The sequence below is a fragment of the Jiella endophytica genome (assembly GCF_004519335.1).
Taxonomy (GTDB): Bacteria; Pseudomonadota; Alphaproteobacteria; order Rhizobiales; family Rhizobiaceae; genus Jiella; species Jiella endophytica.
Genome location: NZ_SOZD01000003.1, coordinates 215,794 through 233,917, shown reverse-complemented (window position 1 = coordinate 233,917; position 18,124 = coordinate 215,794). Strand labels below are relative to the sequence as shown.

Below are 18,124 nucleotides of genomic sequence, written 5' to 3'. Positions count from 1 at the left end.
GCGTTTGCTGCTGGGCGATCGGCGCCGGCAGTCGGGCGCCACGCGAAGCCTGAAAGGATCATGATGAACCGCCGCCACTTCATTGCCCGTCTCGCGGGCATCGCACTCGTCGCCGCAACCGCCCTCGCAGGGCAACATGCCGCCGCGGCCGGGCTCGACGCCGTGGAACAGCGCGGCACGCTGCGGGTCGCGGTGCCGCAGGATTTCCCGCCCTTCGGCAGCGTCGGCACCGACATGACGCCCCAGGGCTACGACATCGACATGGCCAAGCTGATCGCCGACAAGATCGGCGTGAAGCTCGAACTCGTCCCGGTGACGAGCGCCAACCGCATTCCGTATCTCCAGACCGACAAGGTCGATCTCGTCATCTCCAGCCTCGGCAAGAATGCCGAGCGCGAGGCGGTCATCGACTTCTCCGATGCCTATGCGCCCTTCTACAACGGCGTCTTCGGGCCGAAGGACAGCGGCGTGTCGAAGCCCGAGGACCTGTCGGGCAAGACCGTCGGCGTGACGCGCGGCTCGGTCGAGGATCTGGAACTCAGCAAGATCGCTCCCTCCGACGCGACGCTGAAGCGCTACGAGGACAACAACGGCACCATCTCGGCCTTCCTGTCCGACCAGGTCGACGTCGTCGCCACCGGCAACGTCGTCGCCGCGGCGATCCTCGCCAAGAACCCGCCGCGCAAGCCCGAGCCGCTGTTCCTGATCAAGAACTCCCCCTGCTATGTCGGCATGTCCAAGAACGAGCCGAAGCTGATGGAGAAGGTCAACGCGATCGTCGCCGAGGCCAAAAAGGACGGCTCGCTCGACGCAATCAGCGAGAAGTGGCTCGGCGTGAAGCTGCCGGAAGACATCTGATCGGCGCAATGGCGGCCGGCGCTAGAGGGCGCCGGCCGCGCCTTCGACCATCGCAGCGAGCCTTGGCCCGGACGTGACCTACACCTTCAACTTCGACTGGATCGCCCAGTACTGGCCGGTCATCGTCAAGGGCATCCTGATCACGCTGGAGCTGACCTTCGTCGGCGGCGTCGTCGGCATTCTCCTCGGCATCCTCTGCGCCTTCGTGAAGCTGTACGGCGCGGCGCCGCTGCGCTTCGTCGTCGGCGCCTATGTCGAGCTGATCCGCAACACGCCCTTCCTCGTCCAGCTGTTCTTCATCTTCTTCGGCCTGCCGGCCCTCGGCGTCCGGCTGGGGGAACTCGAGGCGGCCAACATCGCAATGGTGGTCAATCTCGGCGCCTATGCCTGTGAGATCATCCGCGCCGGCATCCAGGCGACTCCGAAGGGCCAGTTCGAGGCCGGCGTTTCCCTCGCCATGACCAGGCTCGAGACCTTCCGCCACGTCGTGCTGGTGCCATCGCTGCAGCGGATCTGGCCGGCGCTCTCCTCGCAGCTGGTGATCGTCATGCTCGGCTCGGCGGTGGTCTCGCAGATCGCCGCCGAGGACCTGACCTATGCGGCGAACTTCATCCAGTCCCGGACCTTCCGCGCCTTCGAGGCCTATTTCGTCTCGACGCTGATCTATCTCGTTCTGGCGATCGTCCTGCGCCAGGCGATGGCCGGCCTCGGCGTCCTGATCTTCCCGCGGCGGTCCTCGCGATGACCGACTTCACGCTGTGGGACATCGCCCGGAACCTGCTGCTCGCCTTGCGCTGGACGGTGCTTCTGTCGCTGGTCTCCTTCGTCGGCGGCGGCCTCGTCGGCCTCCTGATCCTGTTTGCCAGGATCGCCAGGCCTCGTGCGCTGCGGGTGGCGGCGAAGCTCTATATCGAGCTTTTCCAGGGGACGCCGCTGCTGATGCAGCTGTTTCTCGCCTTTTTCGGCTTCGGCCTGTTCGGCGTCTCGGTGCCGGCGTGGCTTGCGGCAGGCATCGCGCTGATCCTCTGGGCGGCGGCGTTCCTCGGCGAGATCTGGCGCGGCTGCGTCGAGGCGATCGCCAGGGGCCAGTGGGAGGCTTCGGCAAGCCTCGGCATGAGCCGGTTCGAACAGATGCGCCACGTCATCCTGCCCCAGGCGCTGAAGATCGCCGTGCCGCCCACCGTCGGCTTTTCGGTGCAGGTGGTGAAGGGCACGGCGCTGACATCCATCATCGGCTTCGTCGAACTGACCAAGGCCGGCACCATCGTCACCAACGCGACCTTCCAGCCCTTCACCGTCTACGGCCTCGTCGCGCTGTTCTATTTCGCGCTTTGCTGGCCGCTGTCCTTGACCAGCCAGGCCCTCGAAAGAAAGCTGAATGTCTCTCATAGCCATTACTGACGTTCACAAGCGTTTCGGCGAGAACGAGGTGCTGAAAGGCATCGACCTCGACATCGCCAAGGGCGAGGTGATCGCCATCATTGGCAAGAGCGGCTCGGGCAAATCGACGCTGCTGCGCTGTATCAACGGGCTTGAGACGATCGATTCCGGATCGATCCTCGTCGGCGGCGTCCAGCTCTCGAGCGAGGAAAAGCAGCTGCGGGACCTTCGCCAGAAGGTCGGGATGATCTTCCAGCAGTTCAATCTGTTTCCGCATCTGTCGGCCGGTCGGAACGTCATGCTGGCTCAGACGGTGGTCAAGAAGACGCCGAAGGCCGAGGCGCGGAAGATCGCCGAGGAGATGCTCGACAAGGTCGGTCTCGCCCACCGCTTCGACGCGCTTCCGGACGAACTCTCCGGCGGCCAGCAGCAGCGCGTCGCCATCGCCCGCGCCCTCGCGATGAAGCCGGCGGCGCTGCTCTGCGACGAGATCACCTCGGCGCTCGATCCCGAACTCGTCGCCGAGGTGCTGCAGGTCGTGCGCCGCCTCGCCGAGGACGGCATGACGCTGATCACCGTCACCCACGAGATGAACTTCGCCCGCGAGGTCTGCTCGCGCGTCGTCTTCATGCATCTCGGCCGGGTGCACGAGATCGGCCCGCCTGCGGAGGTGTTCGGTGCGCCGAAGACGCCGGAGCTGCGGCAGTTCCTCGGCGTGAACTGACGTTACGGGCAAACTGCGCGCGGAGGTCGGCGGCCGGCTCAGCCGAGCGGGCGGATCGCCCGGCAGAGATCGGCCGGCCGCGGCATGTCCGCATGCGCCTTCGCGGCGGCATGGACGCTGGCGAAGGTCTCCGGCGGGAAGGGCGCGACCTTCGGCTTCTCGCCGCGCTGGTCGACCGACAGCGTCAGATCCTCCAGCGTCGCCGCCAGCCAACCCTCGGTGTGATGCATCTCCATGAAGAGATGCAGCCGCTTTTCGTCGAGGCCGACGATCTGCGAGGAGACGATCACCCGCGAGCCCGGCGGCACTTCCCTCAGATAGCGCACATGGGCCTCCGCCGTGTAGGTGGTGAAGCCGGTGCGCTCCCGGTAGCGCTCGCCAAGGCCGATGGCGTCGAAGATCTCGTCCATGCCGCGGTCGAAGAGTACGTGATAATAGGCAAGGTTCAGATGGCCGTTATAGTCGATCCAGGCCGGCTCGACGGCGAGTTCCTGTGAGCGGAACGGCGTTGGGAAGGGCTCGGTCATGGCGGGCCTTGCGTCGCTTCGAGGCCTCCAGTTCGCGTTGCATGAGGGCAAAGTCAACCGCGCTGTTCACCCTTTCGGGCCGAGGCCGGGCCGCCGGGCTTCTCCTTGCCGGCGCATTGTGGCAGACCGGCAGGAACGATGCCGCGCGGCCACCTCGGCAAGGCATTGATTACCCTGATCGGCGGTGGGCATGGTGGCGGCGGCGCGGCCGTCGCTGCGGGCTGCCACAGGCAAGAGGAGAGCTTTCATGGCGCTGCGAGACATTCTGGCCGAGACCCCGGCGCGCCGGCCCGGCATTCCGGCCGCCGTCGCCGGACTGAAGGACGCCTTCGGCGAGCGCGTCGTCACCGGCGAGGACGTGCGCAGAGCCCATGCCCACACGACCACCTACATTCCCAACCAGGCGCCGGACGCGGTGGTCTTCGCCGAATCGGAAGCGGAGGTGCAGCGCATCGTCGGGATCTGCGGCGAGACCGGGACGCCCATCGTCCCCTTCGGCGTCGGCTCCTCGCTGGAGGGCCACATCAACGCGCCCCAGGGCGGCATCTCCCTCGATCTGTCGCGCATGGACAGGGTGCTCGCCGTCAATGCCGAGGATCTCGACTGCGTCGTCGAGCCGGGCGTGACCCGCGAGTCGCTGAACGCCCATCTGCGCGACACCGGCCTGTTCTTCCCGATCGACCCCGGCGCCAATGCCAGCCTCGGCGGCATGGCGGCGACCCGGGCCTCCGGCACCAATGCGGTCCGATACGGCACGATGCGCGACAACGTCGTCTCGCTGACCGCGGTGATGGCCGACGGGCGGATCATCCGCACCGCCCGCCGGGCGAAGAAGACCTCCGCCGGCTACGACATGACGCGACTCCTGGTCGGCTCCGAAGGCACGCTCGGCATCATCACAAAGCTCAACCTCAGGCTCTACGGCATCCCCGAGGCGGTGCTCTCCGGCGTCTGCCCCTTCGCCAGGGTGCGCGATGCCGTCAACACGGTGATCCAGACGGTGCAGACCGGCATTCCCGTCGCGCGGATCGAGCTTCTCGACGCCCAGTCGATGCAGGCGGCCAACGCCTATGCCGGGCTCGACATGAAGCCGCAGCCCTCGCTCTTCGTCGAGTTCCACGGCTCGCCGTCCTCGGTCGCCGAACAGGCCGAGATGTTCGGCATGCTCGCCGCGGAAAATGCCGGCGGCCCGCTGGAGACCTCGTCGCGGCCGGAGGAGCGCTCGCGGCTGTGGAAGGCCCGCCACGACATGTACTGGGCGTCGATCGCGCTGAGGCCCGGCTGCCGGGCGATCGCCACCGACGTCTGCGTGCCGGTCTCGCGGCTGGCCGACTGCATCGGCGAGACCCAGGCCGATCTCGACGAGAACGGCCTCATCGGCCCGATCATCGGCCATGTCGGCGACGGCAACTTCCACGTCACGCTGCTTCTCGACATGGAGGACGCCCGCGAGATCGATGCGGCCGAGGGCTTCATGGCGCGGCTCGCCCGGCGCGCGGTCGAGATGGACGGCACCTGCACCGGCGAGCACGGCGTCGGACAGGGCAAGCGCGGCTATCTCGAGGCGGAACTCGGCGACACCGTCGATTTCATGCGCACCATCAAGCGGGCGCTCGATCCGAAAGGGATCCTCAACCCCGGCAAGATCTTCGTGCTGTGATGCAATATTTGCCCCTCGACATTCCGGGTCTGTTCTGGCCTATCCTGCAGGGGGGCCGGGCCGCCGCGGGATGACCGTCATGTGACGGGCGGCAGGCTTCGTGGCGGTCCGCCGGTCGCGGATCGGGCCGGCGGTTCGGGGGAGCCGCAAGGCCGAAGCGGGATTGCCGTCGTAGCTTCGCCGGACGATGCGTTGAAGTAGAGGGAGACAAGAAGCTGGTCAGAGCGTTCGTCCTCGTCGGTGGACTGCTCGTGCTGGCGCTCCTGGCGGCGCTGGTGGCGCCTTATTTCATCGACTGGACCGCCTATCGCGCCGATTTCGAGCGCGAGGCGTCGAACATTCTCGGCCGCAAGGTGATCGTCAAGGGCGACGCCGCGGCGCGGCTCCTGCCGTTTCCCTCCGTCACCTTCAACGACGTCGAGGTCGAGGACGACGACGGCTCGTCGCTGATGAGCGTCGGCCGGTTCCGCATGGACGCGGAACTCGCGCCCTATCTCTCCGGCGAGATCTACATCTATTCGATGACCCTCGACCGGCCGACGGTCCGGCTGCCGCTGCGCAAGGACCACAGCGTCCGCTGGGTGGTCGACGATCCGAAGATCCCGACCGGGGCGAGGGTCGTTCTGCAGAACGTCGCGATCAACGACGGCACGGTGATCATCGAGGACGAGGCGCGCGGCCGCACCCAGACCCTCCTCGACCTCAACGCCACCCTTTCGGCCGGCTCGCTCGCCGGCCCGGTCGACGGCAGCGGCTCGTTCAATGTCGACGGCAAGGCGGTCGACTTCGACCTGTCGGCCGGTATCCCCCAGGATGACGGCTCGATGCCGCTGCGCGTCACCGCCAGCAACCGCGACCTCGACGGCGAGATCGTCCTCGACGGACGGGCGACGGCGACCGGCGACGTGCCGCAGTTTTCCGGCAGCCTCAGCCTCGTGCGCCCGGCGCCGAAACAGGCGGAGACTGCGGAGGGGGCGAGCCCCTTCGAGACCCTCGACGGCGAGGAGAAGCAGGCGGCACCGGCGGGACCCGCCGTCCCGCCGATCCGGGCGACCGGTGCCATCGTCCTTTCGGCGGAAAAGGCCGACGTCACCGATCTTAGGGTCGAGGCAGGCGGCGGCCCGCAGCCCTATGTCCTCACCGGCAGCGGCAATCTCGACTATGGCGACGCGACCCGATTTTCCCTGAAGCTCGAAGGCGAGCAGGTGAATGTCGACGCCCTCGGCGGCGGCGAGACCGCCGGGCAGCCTGCCGCAACGCCGGAAGAGGAGACGGGCGACGAGGACGCCGAGGCGCCGCAGCAGAGCCTCGCGAGGCGCGTCGAGACCATGCGCCTCGTCCTGTCCGAAGTGCCTCGGCCGACCATCGACGGCCAGCTGCAGATCTCCCTGCCGGTGGTCACCGCCGGCGACACGACGATCCGCGACGTTGCCTTCGTCGCCGAGCCTCGGCCGGCCGGCTGGAAGCTCGACAGTTTCGCCGCCGAAGTGCCGGGCCGCACTCGGCTCGAGGCGTCGGGCGATCTCGGTGTCGACGAGGGCTTCACCTTCGCCGGCGATCTCCTCGTCGCCTCGCAGCAGCCATCGGGCTTTTCCGACTGGCTGACCGGCAGCGTCGATCCCGCCGTCCGGACGCTGCCCCGCGCCGGCTTTTCGGCAAAGACGACCTTGACCGCCACACGCCAGGTGTTCGACGACCTCGAGGTCGATGTCGGCGGCGACACCATCACCGGCCGCATCGCCCGGCAGGAGGAGGGCGGCTCCACCACCATGACCGCAAAACTGACCGGCGGCCGGGTGGATCTCGACGCCGTGCTGGCATTGTCGCGGCTGTTCACCGGGCACGACCGCTCGATCGCCGATGCCGAGCGCTTTGACCTCGCGCTTGAGGCCGGACCGGTGACCTATGCCGGCGCGACGGCCGGCAAGGTCGATGCCGATCTCGGCTTCGACGGCGATTCCCTGAAGGTGGATCATCTCGACGTCGAGGGGCTCGCCGGGGCGCGGCTCACCGCCTCGGGCAACCTCACCGATCTTTCCGGCGGCGACGCCAAGGGCAAGCTCGACGTCGAGCTCGATTCAAAGGAACCGCAGCGCTTCTTCGCCTTCCTCGAACGGGTCCGTCCTGGCATTCCGCTGATAGAGGTGCTCGCGCCGCGCGCGGGTAAGCTCGCGCCGCTGAAGCTCTCCGGCGAGGTGGAGGCGGTCGAGGGCGCGGCCGGCAAGAAGCCGACGCTTCTGGTGCGGCTCGACGGCACCGCCGACGGGACCAAGATCGACCTCAGCACCGCGGTCGAGAACGGCATCTATGCCGCGGCGGAGAGCGGTCGGTTCGGCCTCGACCTGCGGCTCGAGAACGACCGGCCGACAGTGCTGCTCGGCCAACTCGGCATCGCCTCGGTCGATCTTGCGCCGCCTTCGCCGCTGGAGGTCGAGCTCTCGGTCTCGACCGCCGAGACCGGCCCTGCGGTGACCAGCGCGACGATGCGCGCCCCTGGCAGCGAGATCAGCCTCGACGGCAGCGTCGACGTGGCGCCCGAAGGCGTCACCGGCGCGGAATTCTCCGTCTATGTGAACAGCGAGGACGTCGCCCCTTGGCTGCGCAGCCTCGCCATCGATCTCGGCCAGTCCTTCGACGCCGTCCCGGTTGCCGTCAATGGCGGCGTGGTCTTTCAGGATGGCGCCTGGCAGATCGCCGGGGTCAATGGCAAGATCGCCGGCATCGACGTCGCGGCCGATCTCGACAAGCCGGCAGGCCAGACGCTCGGCGGCGAGGTGAAGCTGTCGCAGCTGTCGCTGCCCTGGCTCGCCAATCTTGCCTATGGCCGCCCGCTGCTCGGGCCGGCCGGGGAGGTGACGTGGTCGCGCGACGCCTTCACGCCGGCCCTCCTGCCGCCGCTGAACGCCAAGATCGCCCTCGAAGCCGACCGGCTGGATCTTGCCGGAGGCCTTTCACTGTCGGATGCTTCGGCCAGTCTCGACCTGTCGCCGACCTCCGCGTCGCTCGCCAATCTCAGGGCACGGACCCACGATGCCGAGATCGCCGGCAGCCTGGTGATGCGTAACACCGACGGCCTCGCCGGATTTTCGCTGGCCGCCTTTGCCGAGGGTCTCGATCTCTCGGCCCTCTTCCCGGCGCTGTCCGGCGGCGAAGGGCCGGCGCGGCTCGACGGCGCGATCCGGCTCGACGCCAGCGGCCAGTCCTATCAGGCGCTGATTCAGGCGCTCTCCGGCGCCGGCGACATCACCGTCGTCAATGCCAGGATCCCCGGCGTGCCGGAGGCCGTGCTGACGCCGCTGCTCGCCGCGGCCGACAAGCCGGACTTCAAGCCGCAGGCCGAGACGGCGGCGACCTTCGCATCGCTCGGCGCCGACCGCGCCTTCGACATTGCCAAGGCGACGAGCGAATTCACCGTCACCGGCGGGACGCTGAAGCTCTCGCCGGTGGAGATCCCCGGCGGCGACACGACACTGACGGTCGATGCCAGTCTCGACCTTGCCGATCTCGCCCTCGGCGGCGACATGACGCTGTCGATCGATCCCGGCCTCGAACGGGTCGAGGGCGCCGAGCCGACAGTGAATTACGGCCTTTCCGGCACGCTCGCTGCGCCGAAGCTTGGCCTCGATACCGCGGCGCTCACCAACTACCTGTCGGTGCGGGCGCTCGAGCGCGAGCAGGCGCGCGTCGAGGCGATGCAGGAAAGTCTCGAGGAAAAGCTCAGGCTGCGCCGGGAAGGGCGGTTCTATCGCTGGCGCGAGGACGTCGCCGCAAAACGCGCCGAGGAGGCCGAAGCCCGGCGACGGGCGGCGGAAGAACAGGCAAAGGCGATCGAGGAAGAACAGGCCCGGCAGAAGGCGGCCGAGGCGCAGGCCGCCCGCGACAAGGCGGCGGAGGAAGAAGCCGCCCGGCGCGATGCCGCCGCGGCGGCAGCCGCCAGGCGGCGCGAGACGCCGCCGAAGCCGCCGACGGCCCAAAAACCCGGCGGGCCACCCGCGGCGCTCACCTTCGACCGGCCGGTGCCGAGCGCCGGCGACAGGCCTGATCCCGGCTTCCAGTCGCTGCCCGGCGTCAACAACCCGCTGGATTTCTGACCTTGTCGGGCGTTCTCCGGCCCGACTGACGACCTCCGCGAGTTGCGAAACTTCGACGGAGACGAAGAGCGCGAAAAAGGCAGGGCGGAGGGCTGTTCAGGTCGAGGCGTCAGTGTCGCCCGCGCCAGCCGGCGCTTCGGCACGGCGTGCCAGAGCGTCTTCCAGGACAAAGAGACGGATCGCCGAGGAGAGGTTGCCGCCCGGCTCGCGGTCGGCGTCGATGCGGGCGATCAGCCGGGCGATGGGAAGGCCGTCGCGCTCGGCAATGGCGCGCAGGCACTGCCAGAACCGCTCCTCGACGCTGATCGAAGTCGGATGGCCGCTGATCGAGACGGAGCGTTTCAGGATGGTCACGACTGCCGCGGCTTGCCGGGCGTCTCGGTGTCGTTGCCGGCCGATCGTGTTGCTTCAGGCTCGTTCTCGCGGGGGCCGGCCCCGCCGGCGTCCTGCTGGCCGACCAGCGCACCGTCGAGCAGAGCCTTCGCCCGTTCCGTCTCGATCCGCTCGGCTGTCCTCTCGGCCTTGCTGCGACCGCTGCGCGCCCGGTTTTCGCCGGCGCTGCGCTCCCTCTCGTCGCGCAGACGCTGCTTGCGGAACCGGCGGAGATTGACGACGTCGCCCATCGGCGAAGAGGCTCAGGTCTTCTTGCGGAAGGCGTCGAGCGACACGACCTCGGCGTCCTTGCGCTCGGCCTCGGCAACCTCGTCGGCTTCCTCGCCGTCGACCTTGGCCGGCTCCTTGCCCTTGCCCGCCTTGCGGCCGGAGGAACTCGCGGGCTTGGGCAGCGGGGTCGGTGCCGGGGCAGGCTCGTCGGTGTCCGGCTGGCTGTTTGCCGCCGTCGCGCTCTGGACGTCGAATTCCAGTTCGAAATTCACCGCCGGATCGTAGAAGCCGCGAATGGCGGCGAATGGCACCAGCAACCGTTCGGGGATGTCGGAGAAGGACAGCCCGACCTCGAAGTTGGCCTCGGTGACCTGCAGGTCCCAGAACTGGTGCTGGATGACGATGGTCATCAGCTCGGGATATTTCTCGCGCAGCCGCGAGGAGATCCTCACGCCCGGCGCCGAGGTCAGGAAGGTGATGAAGAAATGATGCTCGCCCGGCAGGCCGGTCTTGGCGACCTCGCTCAGAACCTTGCGGATGACGCCGCGAAGCGCCTCCTGCGCGAGAACATCGTATCGAATAAGATCCTGGCCCATTCCGGCGTTCCGATCCCCCTCACTCACCATCCCGCGCTAGCGGACATACCATCGGTACACATGAAAGTGGAGGCTTCTGTTGCCAGGCGCCTCCGAGCCCCGCCTAGAAGTGCGAACCCCCAGGACTTGAATTGAAGCGTTCGCGCTGCTTACGCAGCGAGACGAGCTTCCGCATAGTTGTCGTTGGCAACTATTTTTACGGCCCGATAACGGCGGTACCATTCCGAGCGAAAATTCGATCTTTACACCCTCGTCGATCCTATTTCGCCCCCGCCACATGCCAGGACCGCCGCTGGGCGTCGTGGCATGTGGTGGAGGCGCCGGGTACCGCCCCCGGGTCCGAAAGGCTTATTCCAACGAACGTTTATCGCCATAGTCGGACGAATGCCCGACGCCTCGAATATAAGGATGTTGCAGCCGCGTGAAAAGGGTGATGGCGCAGCGCAGGGCATTTGTGGTGAAAATAGAGGCGAAGTCCCGCGGCGACGGTTGCCGCGTCGCCGCAAGGCGACGAGCCGGCTTCGCCCTCTGGGGTTGCGGCAAGGTGCGCATCATGCCGATCTCCCAGCCCGACCCGCGGCTCACCTTCCGGTCAAATATCTGGGGATTCGATCGGCCGCTGTCGACATTCGGCCGGCGTTTCGCCATTCGAAGGGTCCGCGGCCGCCAGACGCGGTGATCGCCACTTGTTAGCCGGGGAAGACGATGCGGCAGTATCTCGACCTTCTCGACCGCGTGCTCGCCGAGGGCGTCGCCAAGAGCGACCGCACCGGCACCGGCACACGCTCGCTGTTCGGCCATCAGATGCGCTTCGATCTCGCCGAGGGCTTTCCGCTCCTGACGACGAAGAAGCTGCATATCCGCTCGATCGTCCACGAGCTCCTGTGGTTTCTCAAGGGCGATACCAACATCGCCTATCTGAAGGAAAACGGCGTCCGGATCTGGGACGAGTGGGCCGACGAGAACGGCGATCTCGGCCCGGTCTACGGCGCGCAGTGGCGCTCCTGGCCGGACTATCACGGCGGCCATATCGATCAGATCGCCAAGGTCGTCGAGGCGATCCGCCAGACGCCGGATTCGCGCCGGCTCATCGTCTCGGCGTGGAATCCGGCGCTGGTCGACGAGATGGCGCTGCCGCCCTGCCATTGCCTGTTTCAGTTCTACGTTGCCGACGGCCGGCTCTCCTGCCAGCTCTATCAGCGCTCGGCCGACGTGTTTCTGGGCGTGCCGTTCAACATCGCCTCCTATGCGCTGTTGACCGCGATGGTGGCGCAGGTGACCGGCCTTGCCCCTGGCGACTTCGTCCACACCCTCGGCGACACCCATCTCTACAACGACCATCTCGACCAGGCCCGGCTGCAGCTGACCCGCGAGCCGCTGGCCCTGCCGAAGCTGCGGCTCAACCCTGAGATCGACGACCTTTTCGCCTTCCGTTTCGAGGACATCGCCATCGAAGGCTACGAGGCGCATCCGCACATACCGGCAACTGTATCGAAGTAGCCGTTACGCAAACTAAGCGGAGTCCATCATTGTCCGGACCGGCAGCACGTCTTTTCATCGGATCTTCAACAGAGGGGCTGGATATTGCGTACGCGGTTCAGGAATCTCTCGACTTCGATGCAGAAGTGACAGTCTGGCCGCAGGGCATCTTCAAGCCCAACGAAACAACGATGTGTGAGTTGGAGGCCACGGCTAACACGTTCGATTTTGCCAGCTTCATATTCTCCCCCGACGATACGCTGGAAATACGGGCGGGTCGATTCTCCGCCGTCAGAGATAACGTCGTGTTCGAGTTCGGTCTTTTCTGCGGCGCGTTGGGCCGCAGAAGATGTAGTTTTCTGCTGCCTCGCCATGTGAAGAGCCTGCGGCTTCCAACGGATTTGCTGGGACTCGTGCCACTGACTTATAATGCTGACCGGTCAGACCGCAATTTGCTTGCAGGCGTCGGTGCGGCCTGCAATCAATTGCGTCGCATGTTTCGCGAGATGGGGCTGCGGCGCCCTCAGGCGCCAGTGGACGCCAAGGTGCAGTCCGGCGATGCTCGAGGCCGAGATCTTGCTTTCTATGAGAAGTTATGGACTTCGAACGCCGTGGAAGACGCGCGGTCGATGGTTCGATCGATTCCCGCCGATCCCCGGGATCCAGACTTCGAGGCCCGACGCCCGGCACTCAAGACTGTATACGCGTTCTTCGAGAGCCTGTCCGATGCAGTTCTTTCCGGCGTCGTGGACGAAGAGGGAGCTCGACGACAGTTTGGGGAAGCGTTGACGTCCTTCTGGAGCTACATCTACACGACTTGGCTTCCTGCCGGACAGATCGATCCTGCAGATGCTTGGGATCCTCTTCCTCAGATCGGAATCGTCGCGTCGCGGTGGAGCAACAGACATGTCTGAGGCCTTTGTTGCCGAGCGGGAAAGGAATGTCCGTCCGCCGGAGGTCAGGCTCGTCGCGGTCGTCGCCATGGGCGAAAACCGGGTGATCGGTCGCGACGGCGACATGCCCTGGTCGATCCCGAGCGATCTCAAACGCTATCGCCGGCTGACCATGGGCAAGCCGATGATCATGGGTCGCAAGACGCTGCAGTCGATCGGCCGGTTGCTCGACGGCCGCGACACCATCGTCCTGACGCGCTCCGGCGAAGTGCCCTTCGAAGGCGCGCGCCTTGCCGGAACGCCCGATGAGGCGCTCTCCATCGCGTCGGTCTGCGCCGCCTCACGCAATGCGGGCGAAATCGTGATCGCCGGCGGCGGCGAGATCTACGAGCTGTTCTTCGACCGGCTGGAGAGGCTCTATGTCACCGAGGTCATGGAAGCGCCCGACGGCGATGCGCGGTTCCCGGTGATCGATCCCGCCGTTTTCGAGGAGGTCTCGCGGGAAAGGTCGGTGCAGAAAGAGCGCGACAGTGCAGCCACCGGTTTTGCCGTCTATCGGCGCATCGCTTCCCGCGGCTGAGCCGCTTTTGCGGCTCGCGGCCGGTCATCGCTTCGCAACCACGGTGACAAAGCGACGGGCGAAAAGGTCGCGGATGCGTTGAAAGCCAATTTTCCAGTTCTTATAAGGGCTGAGACGTGCCACACGCGGGGCGCGATGGGATCGGCCCGCGATTTCCCGGTATTTTGAAAGGACATCGATGCCCTGGAGCAATCAGACCGGCAACGGGGGCTGGAAAGGCGGCGGAAGCGGCGGCCCATGGGGCCAGCGTCCGCAGGGGCCACGGCCTTCGGGCGGCGGGGGGAATTCGCCGGATCTGGAAGACATCCTGCGCCGCGGCCAGGATCGGCTGCGCCGGGCGATGCCGGGCGGTGGCGGCAGCGGTGGGACGGCGGCCTTTGGCTGGGTGTTCCTGGTGCTGATCGTCGGCGCCGTGCTCTGGATGTTCAAGTGCGTCTATACCGTCCAGCCGGACGAGGTCGGCGTCGAGATGCTCTTCGGCAAGCCGAAGACCGAATTGTCCGAACCCGGCCTGCACTTCATGTTCTGGCCATTCGAGACGGTCGACACGGTTCCCGTTGTCGAGAGCCAGATCACCCTCGGCTCCAGCCAGCGGGGCGACAGCTCGGGGTTGATGCTCTCGGGCGACCAGAACATCGTCGACGTGCAGTTCGCGGTTCTCTACCAGGTCGATGATCCGACGCATTTCCTCTTCAACGTCGACGACCCGGTGTCGATGGTGCAGCAGGTTTCCGAAAGCGCCATGCGCGAGGTGGTCGGCCGCCGGCCGGTGCAGGACGTCTTCCGCGACGACCGTGCGGGCATTGCCGAGGAAGTCCGCAAGATCACCCAGGACACGCTCAACGAATACGGCGCCGGCGTGCGCATCAACGCCATCTCGATCGAGGACGCGGCGCCCCCTTCGCAGGTCGCCGATGCCTTCGACGAGGTGCAGCGCGCCGAGCAGGACGAGGATCGCTTCGTCGAGGAGGCCAACCGCTACCGCAACCAGCAGCTCGGCCAGGCGCGCGGCGAGGCGGCGCAGATCCGCGAGGACGCGAGCGCCTACAAGAGCCGCGTCGTGCAAGGGGCGGAAGGTGAGGCCCAGCGCTTCACCTCGGTTCTCGACGAGTACCAGAAGGCGCCGGACGTCACCCGCAAGCGGCTGTTCCTGGAGACCATGGAGGGCGTGCTGCGCGATTCCGACAAGGTGATCCTCGAGCAGAACGCCAACGGCAACGGGCCGGGGGTCGTGCCTTACCTGCCGCTCAACGAGCTCACCCGCAATCGGCCCGCCGGCCAGAGCGGCAAAGCCAGCCAGGGAGCGAACAACTGATGGCCAATCGCTTCTATGCCTTCCTGATCGGACTGGCCGTCGCCGTTCTCCTGCTCTGGAATGCCGTCTTCGTCGTCAACGAGAAGGAACAGGCGATCGTCCTGCGCTTCGGCGAGATCCGACGGGTGATCGACGAGCCGGGCCTCTACTTCAAGCTGCCCTTCTCCTTCGCGGGGGCGGACAACGTCCAGATGCTGCCGGACCGGCTCCTGCGCTTCGACCTCGACAACATACGCGTCCAGGTTTCGGGCGGCAAGTTCTACGAGGTCGACGCCTTCCTGGTCTACAACATCTCCGACGCGGCGAAATTCCGCCAGACGGTGTCTGGCTCGATCGTCCAGGCCGAGCAGCGGCTGCGCACCCGTCTCGACGCGGCGCTTCGCCGGGTCTACGGCCTGCGCGGCTTCGAGGCGGCGCTCTCCAACGAGCGCACCGAGATGATGCGGCAGGTGCGCGACGAGATCCGCCCCGACGCCGCCAGCCTCGGCGTCACCATCGACGACGTCAGGATCCGCCGCACCGACCTCACCCAGGAGGTCTCGCAGCAGACCTACGAGCGGATGAAGGCCGAGCGTCTCGCCGAGGCCGAGCGGCTGCGCGCCCGCGGCCAGGTGGCCGCCCGCGAGATCCGCGCCGCCGCCGACCGCGAGGTCACCGAGACGGTGGCGACCGCCCGCAAGGACTCCGAGATCATCAAGGGTCAGGGCGACGCCGAGCGAAGCAAGGTCTTCGCGGAGGCCTACAAGGCCGATCCGGAGTTCTTCGACTTCTACCGCTCGATGCAGGCCTATCGCACGGCGCTGGAAAACACCGGCGCGACCATGGTGCTGTCGCCGGATTCGGAGTTCTTCCGCTACTTCAAGCGCGAGGGCGGGCAGGGCATTTCCGGCGAAGGAGAGGGCGCACCGGCAGCGCCCGAAGGCGCCGCACCGCCGTCGGATCAGTCGAGTGACGCCGGCGAGACACCCGGCAATGCCGGCGGCGCCAACGGCTCCGCGGCCGCGACGCAGCCGTTCGGAGGCGAGGCGTCCGGCGCGGCTTCCGGCAATGCGTCTTCGCAGAGCGACGGGCAGGCCTCGAACGCCGAGGCGGCGCCGGCGGCCAACACCGCCGGCCAGGCCGCGCCGGCGCAGCAGCCGGGGGCACCCTCGACCGCCGACAGCGCCGATGCCCTGCCGGGCGCCGCGACGACGGTCCGGTAGGCCGCGCTGATGATGGACTTCTTCGATGCCCTCGGTCTGCTTCTGGTGATCGAGGGCGTCGTCTACTGCCTGTTTCCGCTGCTCGCCAAGCGGCTCGCGCAAGCGGCCATCGCCGCGCCGCCCGACAGGCTGCGCTTTGGCGGTCTGGCCGCCGTCTGCCTCGGCCTTGCGATCGTCTGGCTGGCGCGGATGTAGGCCTTGTCCGTCGCCGGGCGCGGGAATGCCGCTCGGGGCGGCCGGCAAGCGCCACCGGCGGGGCGGCGGAGCGATCACCATTTCACCAACTGCCGGTGATCCCCTTGATTAAGTCGGAATTCTCCGCTCCGCTCCTGCCATTGCCGCGCGACTCGTCACCCCGAGGCGATCGACGCCAGACCCTCAAGGACCTGCAATGACAGCGAAGCGCGTTGAGACCCTATTTCCCGTCCTGCTGATCGCCCTTCTGGCCGGCAGCGCGCCCTTGGGTGGTGCCGCCGCCCAGACGACCGGCGGCGAGGCGCCGAAGGCAGAGGCGCCCGAGGCCCTTGTGCCGGAAATTCAGGCGCCCGACGCGCAGCAGCCCGACATCCCGGTGCCCGACACCCAGGCACCTGCCGCCCAGGCCCCCGGGGCCGGGACGCCAGGCGCTGCCGAAAACGCCCAGAACGCCGCGCCTGCCGCTCCGGCCCAGCCGGACGCGCCGGCCACCTCGGAACAGAAGGTGCCGGCGCTGCCGGTGCCGCCGACCGAGGGCGGCGCGACGACGAAAACCCAGGCGCCCGCCGCCACCGCCTCGCGGCCGACGCGCTACGGCCCGACCTCCGTCGCCGATCTCGCCGACCGGCTGCTCGATGCCGTTGTCAACGTCTCGACGTCGCAAGGGGTGGAGCAGCCCGGCCGCGGCGTTCCGCCGCTGAAGGCGCCGGAAGGCTCGCCGCTGCAGGATTTCTTCGACGATCTCCTGCGCGAGAAGGACGGCCCCGGCGAGCGCAGCGTCCAGTCGCTCGGCTCCGGCTTCGTCATCGACCCCTCCGGCCTGATCGTCACCAACAACCACGTCATCGGCGACGCCGACACCATCACCGTGAACTTCCCGAATGGCGACCAGCTCGATGCCGAGCTGCTCGGCAAGGACTCCAAGACCGACCTCGCATTGCTCAAGGTCGATGCGGACAAGCCGCTACCCTTCGTCAACTTCGGCGATTCGGAGGATCTGCGGATCGGCGACTGGGTGATGGCGATCGGCAATCCCTTCGGCCTTGGCGGCTCGGTGTCGATCGGCATCGTCTCGGCCAGGGGCCGCAACATCAATGCCGGCCCCTACGACAACTTCATCCAGACCGATGCGGCGATCAATCGCGGCAATTCCGGCGGCCCGCTGTTCGACATGTTCGGCAATGTCGTCGGCATCAACACCGCGATCATCTCGCCGACCGGCGGCTCGATCGGCATCGGCTTCTCGATCCCGTCGAACCTCGCGGTCAACGTCATCGACCAGCTGCGCGAATATGGCGAGACCCGCCGCGGCTGGCTCGGCATCAGGCTGCAGGCGCTCAACGAGGACATCGCCAAGGGCCTCGGCATCGACCAGCATCAGGGCGCCGTCGTCATGGGCATCGTGCCGGGCGGCCCGTCCGACAACGGCACGCTGAAGGTCGGCGACGTCATCGTCTCCTTCGACGGCCGCAAGGTCGAGGGTTCCAACGACCTGCCGCGCATGGTCGCCGAGACCAAGGTCGGCAAGAAGGTTCGGATCGGCATCCTGCGCAAGGAGCAGGTTTCGGCGCCTGCCAAGCCCTCGACGGTCGAGATCACTCTCGGGCGGCTCGAGGACGGCGAAAAGCTGATGGCCGAGACCGAGGACGGCCCGAAGCCGCAGCCGGATGCCGCAGACAAGTCGAGCGAGGGCGTCGAGGCGCTCGGCATGTCGCTGTCCGACATCGACGATGCGGCGCGCAAGAAGTTCGACCTGCCGGACGACGTCGCCGGCGCGGTGGTGACCGCGGTGAAGGCGAATTCCCCTGCGGCGGAAAAGGGCGTCGAGGTCGGCATGACGATCACCGAGGTCGCCCAGGAGACGGTCTCGAGCGCTGCCGAGGTGAAGGATAAGATCGCCAAGCTGAAGGACGAGGGCCGCCGCAACGCGCTGCTGCTGCTCACCGCGACGAATGGCGACGTGCGCTTCGTCGTGGTGCCGATCGACTGAGCCGTCGCGCCCTGACTGCACCGCGCCGAGA

At 67.3% G+C, this 18,124-nt stretch carries 17 protein-coding genes and 1 other RNA gene; 13 read left to right on the top strand and 5 right to left on the bottom strand.

From position 1 onward, the window contains the following. Positions 1-60: 60 nt before the first annotated feature. The 4 genes from E3C22_RS11025 to E3C22_RS11010 all read left to right on the top strand — a co-directional run bounded on the left by E3C22_RS11025 (position 61) and on the right by E3C22_RS11010 (position 2,962). Positions 61-858 carry a transporter substrate-binding domain-containing protein gene (locus E3C22_RS11025; protein ID WP_206026941.1) on the top strand — a complete coding sequence of 266 codons (798 nt, stop codon included), beginning with the start codon at positions 61-63 and terminating at the stop codon, positions 856-858. Between the two features lie 73 nt (positions 859-931). Continuing rightward, a complete protein-coding gene (locus tag E3C22_RS11020) occupies positions 932-1,603 on the top strand; it encodes an amino acid ABC transporter permease (RefSeq protein WP_134762075.1) in 672 nt (223 codons plus the stop codon). Further along, complete coding sequence (locus E3C22_RS11015) at positions 1,600-2,259, top strand: amino acid ABC transporter permease (RefSeq protein ID WP_134762074.1); 660 nt, start codon at positions 1,600-1,602, stop codon at positions 2,257-2,259. Before E3C22_RS11020 ends, E3C22_RS11015 begins: the two co-directional genes overlap by 4 nt. Further along, positions 2,237-2,962: an amino acid ABC transporter ATP-binding protein gene (locus E3C22_RS11010; RefSeq protein WP_134762073.1), complete on the top strand. Its 726-nt coding sequence runs from the start codon at positions 2,237-2,239 to the stop codon at positions 2,960-2,962. Before E3C22_RS11015 ends, E3C22_RS11010 begins: the two co-directional genes overlap by 23 nt. Before the next feature lie 38 nt (positions 2,963-3,000). Here the strand turns inward: E3C22_RS11010 and E3C22_RS11005 are convergent, their stop codons facing one another. Then, the gene (locus E3C22_RS11005; protein ID WP_134762072.1) at positions 3,001-3,489 is read right to left on the bottom strand and encodes a thioesterase family protein; all 489 of its coding nucleotides are present in this window, start codon (positions 3,487-3,489) and stop codon (positions 3,001-3,003) included. 247 nt (positions 3,490-3,736) lie between these two features. Here E3C22_RS11005 and E3C22_RS11000 point away from each other — a divergent pair, with 247 nt between their 5' ends. Further along, on the top strand, positions 3,737-5,149 hold the full coding sequence (locus E3C22_RS11000; RefSeq protein WP_134762071.1) for an FAD-binding oxidoreductase: 1,413 nt from the start codon (positions 3,737-3,739) through the stop codon (positions 5,147-5,149). A gap of 215 nt (positions 5,150-5,364) precedes the next feature. Beyond that, on the top strand, positions 5,365-9,240 hold the full coding sequence (locus E3C22_RS10995) for an AsmA family protein (RefSeq protein WP_280987701.1): 3,876 nt from the start codon (positions 5,365-5,367) through the stop codon (positions 9,238-9,240). Positions 9,241-9,336: 96 nt separating this feature from the next. Here E3C22_RS10995 and E3C22_RS10990 read toward each other — a convergent pair whose 3' ends face one another. The 4 genes from E3C22_RS10990 to ssrA form a co-directional block, all read right to left on the bottom strand. Continuing rightward, entirely contained in the window at positions 9,337-9,594 is a 258-nt protein-coding gene (locus E3C22_RS10990; RefSeq protein WP_425364970.1) for a ribbon-helix-helix domain-containing protein, read from the bottom strand. Then, positions 9,591-9,863 (bottom strand): DUF4169 family protein, encoded by a 273-nt coding sequence (locus E3C22_RS10985; RefSeq protein WP_134762069.1) that lies wholly within the window; start codon positions 9,861-9,863, stop codon positions 9,591-9,593. Before E3C22_RS10985 ends, E3C22_RS10990 begins: the two co-directional genes overlap by 4 nt. A 12-nt stretch (positions 9,864-9,875) precedes the next feature. Further along, positions 9,876-10,439, bottom strand: a complete 564-nt coding sequence (locus E3C22_RS10980) for an SspB family protein (RefSeq protein WP_134762068.1) — start codon at positions 10,437-10,439, stop codon at positions 9,876-9,878. Positions 10,440-10,504: 65 nt separating this feature from the next. Continuing rightward, positions 10,505-10,871, bottom strand: a transfer-messenger RNA (tmRNA) gene (ssrA, locus tag E3C22_RS10975). 273 nt (positions 10,872-11,144) lie between these two features. On the opposite strand from ssrA, the gene E3C22_RS10970 reads away from it, so the two are divergent. The 7 genes from E3C22_RS10970 to E3C22_RS10940 all read left to right on the top strand — a co-directional run bounded on the left by E3C22_RS10970 (position 11,145) and on the right by E3C22_RS10940 (position 18,093). Further along, positions 11,145-11,939 (top strand): thymidylate synthase, encoded by a 795-nt coding sequence (locus tag E3C22_RS10970; protein ID WP_134762067.1) that lies wholly within the window; start codon positions 11,145-11,147, stop codon positions 11,937-11,939. A 29-nt stretch (positions 11,940-11,968) separates the two neighbouring features. Then, positions 11,969-12,832, top strand: a complete 864-nt coding sequence (locus E3C22_RS10965) for a nucleotide-binding protein (protein ID WP_167591735.1) — start codon at positions 11,969-11,971, stop codon at positions 12,830-12,832. Then, the gene (locus tag E3C22_RS10960) at positions 12,825-13,391 is read left to right on the top strand and encodes a dihydrofolate reductase (RefSeq protein ID WP_134762065.1); all 567 of its coding nucleotides are present in this window, start codon (positions 12,825-12,827) and stop codon (positions 13,389-13,391) included. The genes E3C22_RS10965 and E3C22_RS10960 overlap by 8 nt, the downstream gene beginning before the upstream one ends. Before the next feature lie 178 nt (positions 13,392-13,569). Beyond that, positions 13,570-14,706 (top strand): FtsH protease activity modulator HflK, encoded by a 1,137-nt coding sequence (hflK, locus tag E3C22_RS10955; protein ID WP_134762064.1) that lies wholly within the window; start codon positions 13,570-13,572, stop codon positions 14,704-14,706. After that, entirely contained in the window at positions 14,706-15,908 is a 1,203-nt protein-coding gene (gene hflC, locus E3C22_RS10950; protein WP_134762063.1) for a protease modulator HflC, read from the top strand. The genes hflK and hflC overlap by 1 nt, the downstream gene beginning before the upstream one ends. Before the next feature lie 9 nt (positions 15,909-15,917). Further along, positions 15,918-16,103, top strand: coding sequence for a DUF2065 domain-containing protein (locus E3C22_RS10945; protein ID WP_134762062.1), 186 nt, complete (start codon positions 15,918-15,920; stop codon positions 16,101-16,103). A gap of 196 nt (positions 16,104-16,299) precedes the next feature. Continuing rightward, positions 16,300-18,093 carry a Do family serine endopeptidase gene (locus tag E3C22_RS10940; protein WP_134762061.1) on the top strand — a complete coding sequence of 598 codons (1,794 nt, stop codon included), beginning with the start codon at positions 16,300-16,302 and terminating at the stop codon, positions 18,091-18,093. Positions 18,094-18,124 lie beyond the last annotated feature (31 nt).

Excerpts from the sequence above, each read along its gene's own strand:
- E3C22_RS11010 (WP_134762073.1), top strand. The coding sequence starts at position 2,237 with ATGTCTCTCATAGCCATTACTGACGTTCACAAGCGTTTCGGCGAGAAC.
- E3C22_RS10945 (WP_134762062.1), top strand. The coding sequence starts at position 15,918 with ATGATGGACTTCTTCGATGCCCTCGGTCTGCTTCTGGTGATCGAGGGC.
- E3C22_RS11015 (WP_134762074.1), top strand. The coding sequence starts at position 1,600 with ATGACCGACTTCACGCTGTGGGACATCGCCCGGAACCTGCTGCTCGCC.
- E3C22_RS10940 (WP_134762061.1), top strand. The coding sequence starts at position 16,300 with ATGACAGCGAAGCGCGTTGAGACCCTATTTCCCGTCCTGCTGATCGCC.
- hflC (WP_134762063.1), top strand. The coding sequence starts at position 14,706 with ATGGCCAATCGCTTCTATGCCTTCCTGATCGGACTGGCCGTCGCCGTT.
- E3C22_RS10970 (WP_134762067.1), top strand. The coding sequence starts at position 11,145 with ATGCGGCAGTATCTCGACCTTCTCGACCGCGTGCTCGCCGAGGGCGTC.
- E3C22_RS11025 (WP_206026941.1), top strand. The coding sequence starts at position 61 with ATGATGAACCGCCGCCACTTCATTGCCCGTCTCGCGGGCATCGCACTC.
- E3C22_RS10980 (WP_134762068.1), bottom strand. The coding sequence starts at position 10,439 with ATGGGCCAGGATCTTATTCGATACGATGTTCTCGCGCAGGAGGCGCTT.
- E3C22_RS11000 (WP_134762071.1), top strand. The coding sequence starts at position 3,737 with ATGGCGCTGCGAGACATTCTGGCCGAGACCCCGGCGCGCCGGCCCGGC.
- hflK (WP_134762064.1), top strand. The coding sequence starts at position 13,570 with ATGCCCTGGAGCAATCAGACCGGCAACGGGGGCTGGAAAGGCGGCGGA.
- E3C22_RS10960 (WP_134762065.1), top strand. The coding sequence starts at position 12,825 with ATGTCTGAGGCCTTTGTTGCCGAGCGGGAAAGGAATGTCCGTCCGCCG.
- E3C22_RS11005 (WP_134762072.1), bottom strand. The coding sequence starts at position 3,489 with ATGACCGAGCCCTTCCCAACGCCGTTCCGCTCACAGGAACTCGCCGTC.
- E3C22_RS10985 (WP_134762069.1), bottom strand. The coding sequence starts at position 9,863 with ATGGGCGACGTCGTCAATCTCCGCCGGTTCCGCAAGCAGCGTCTGCGC.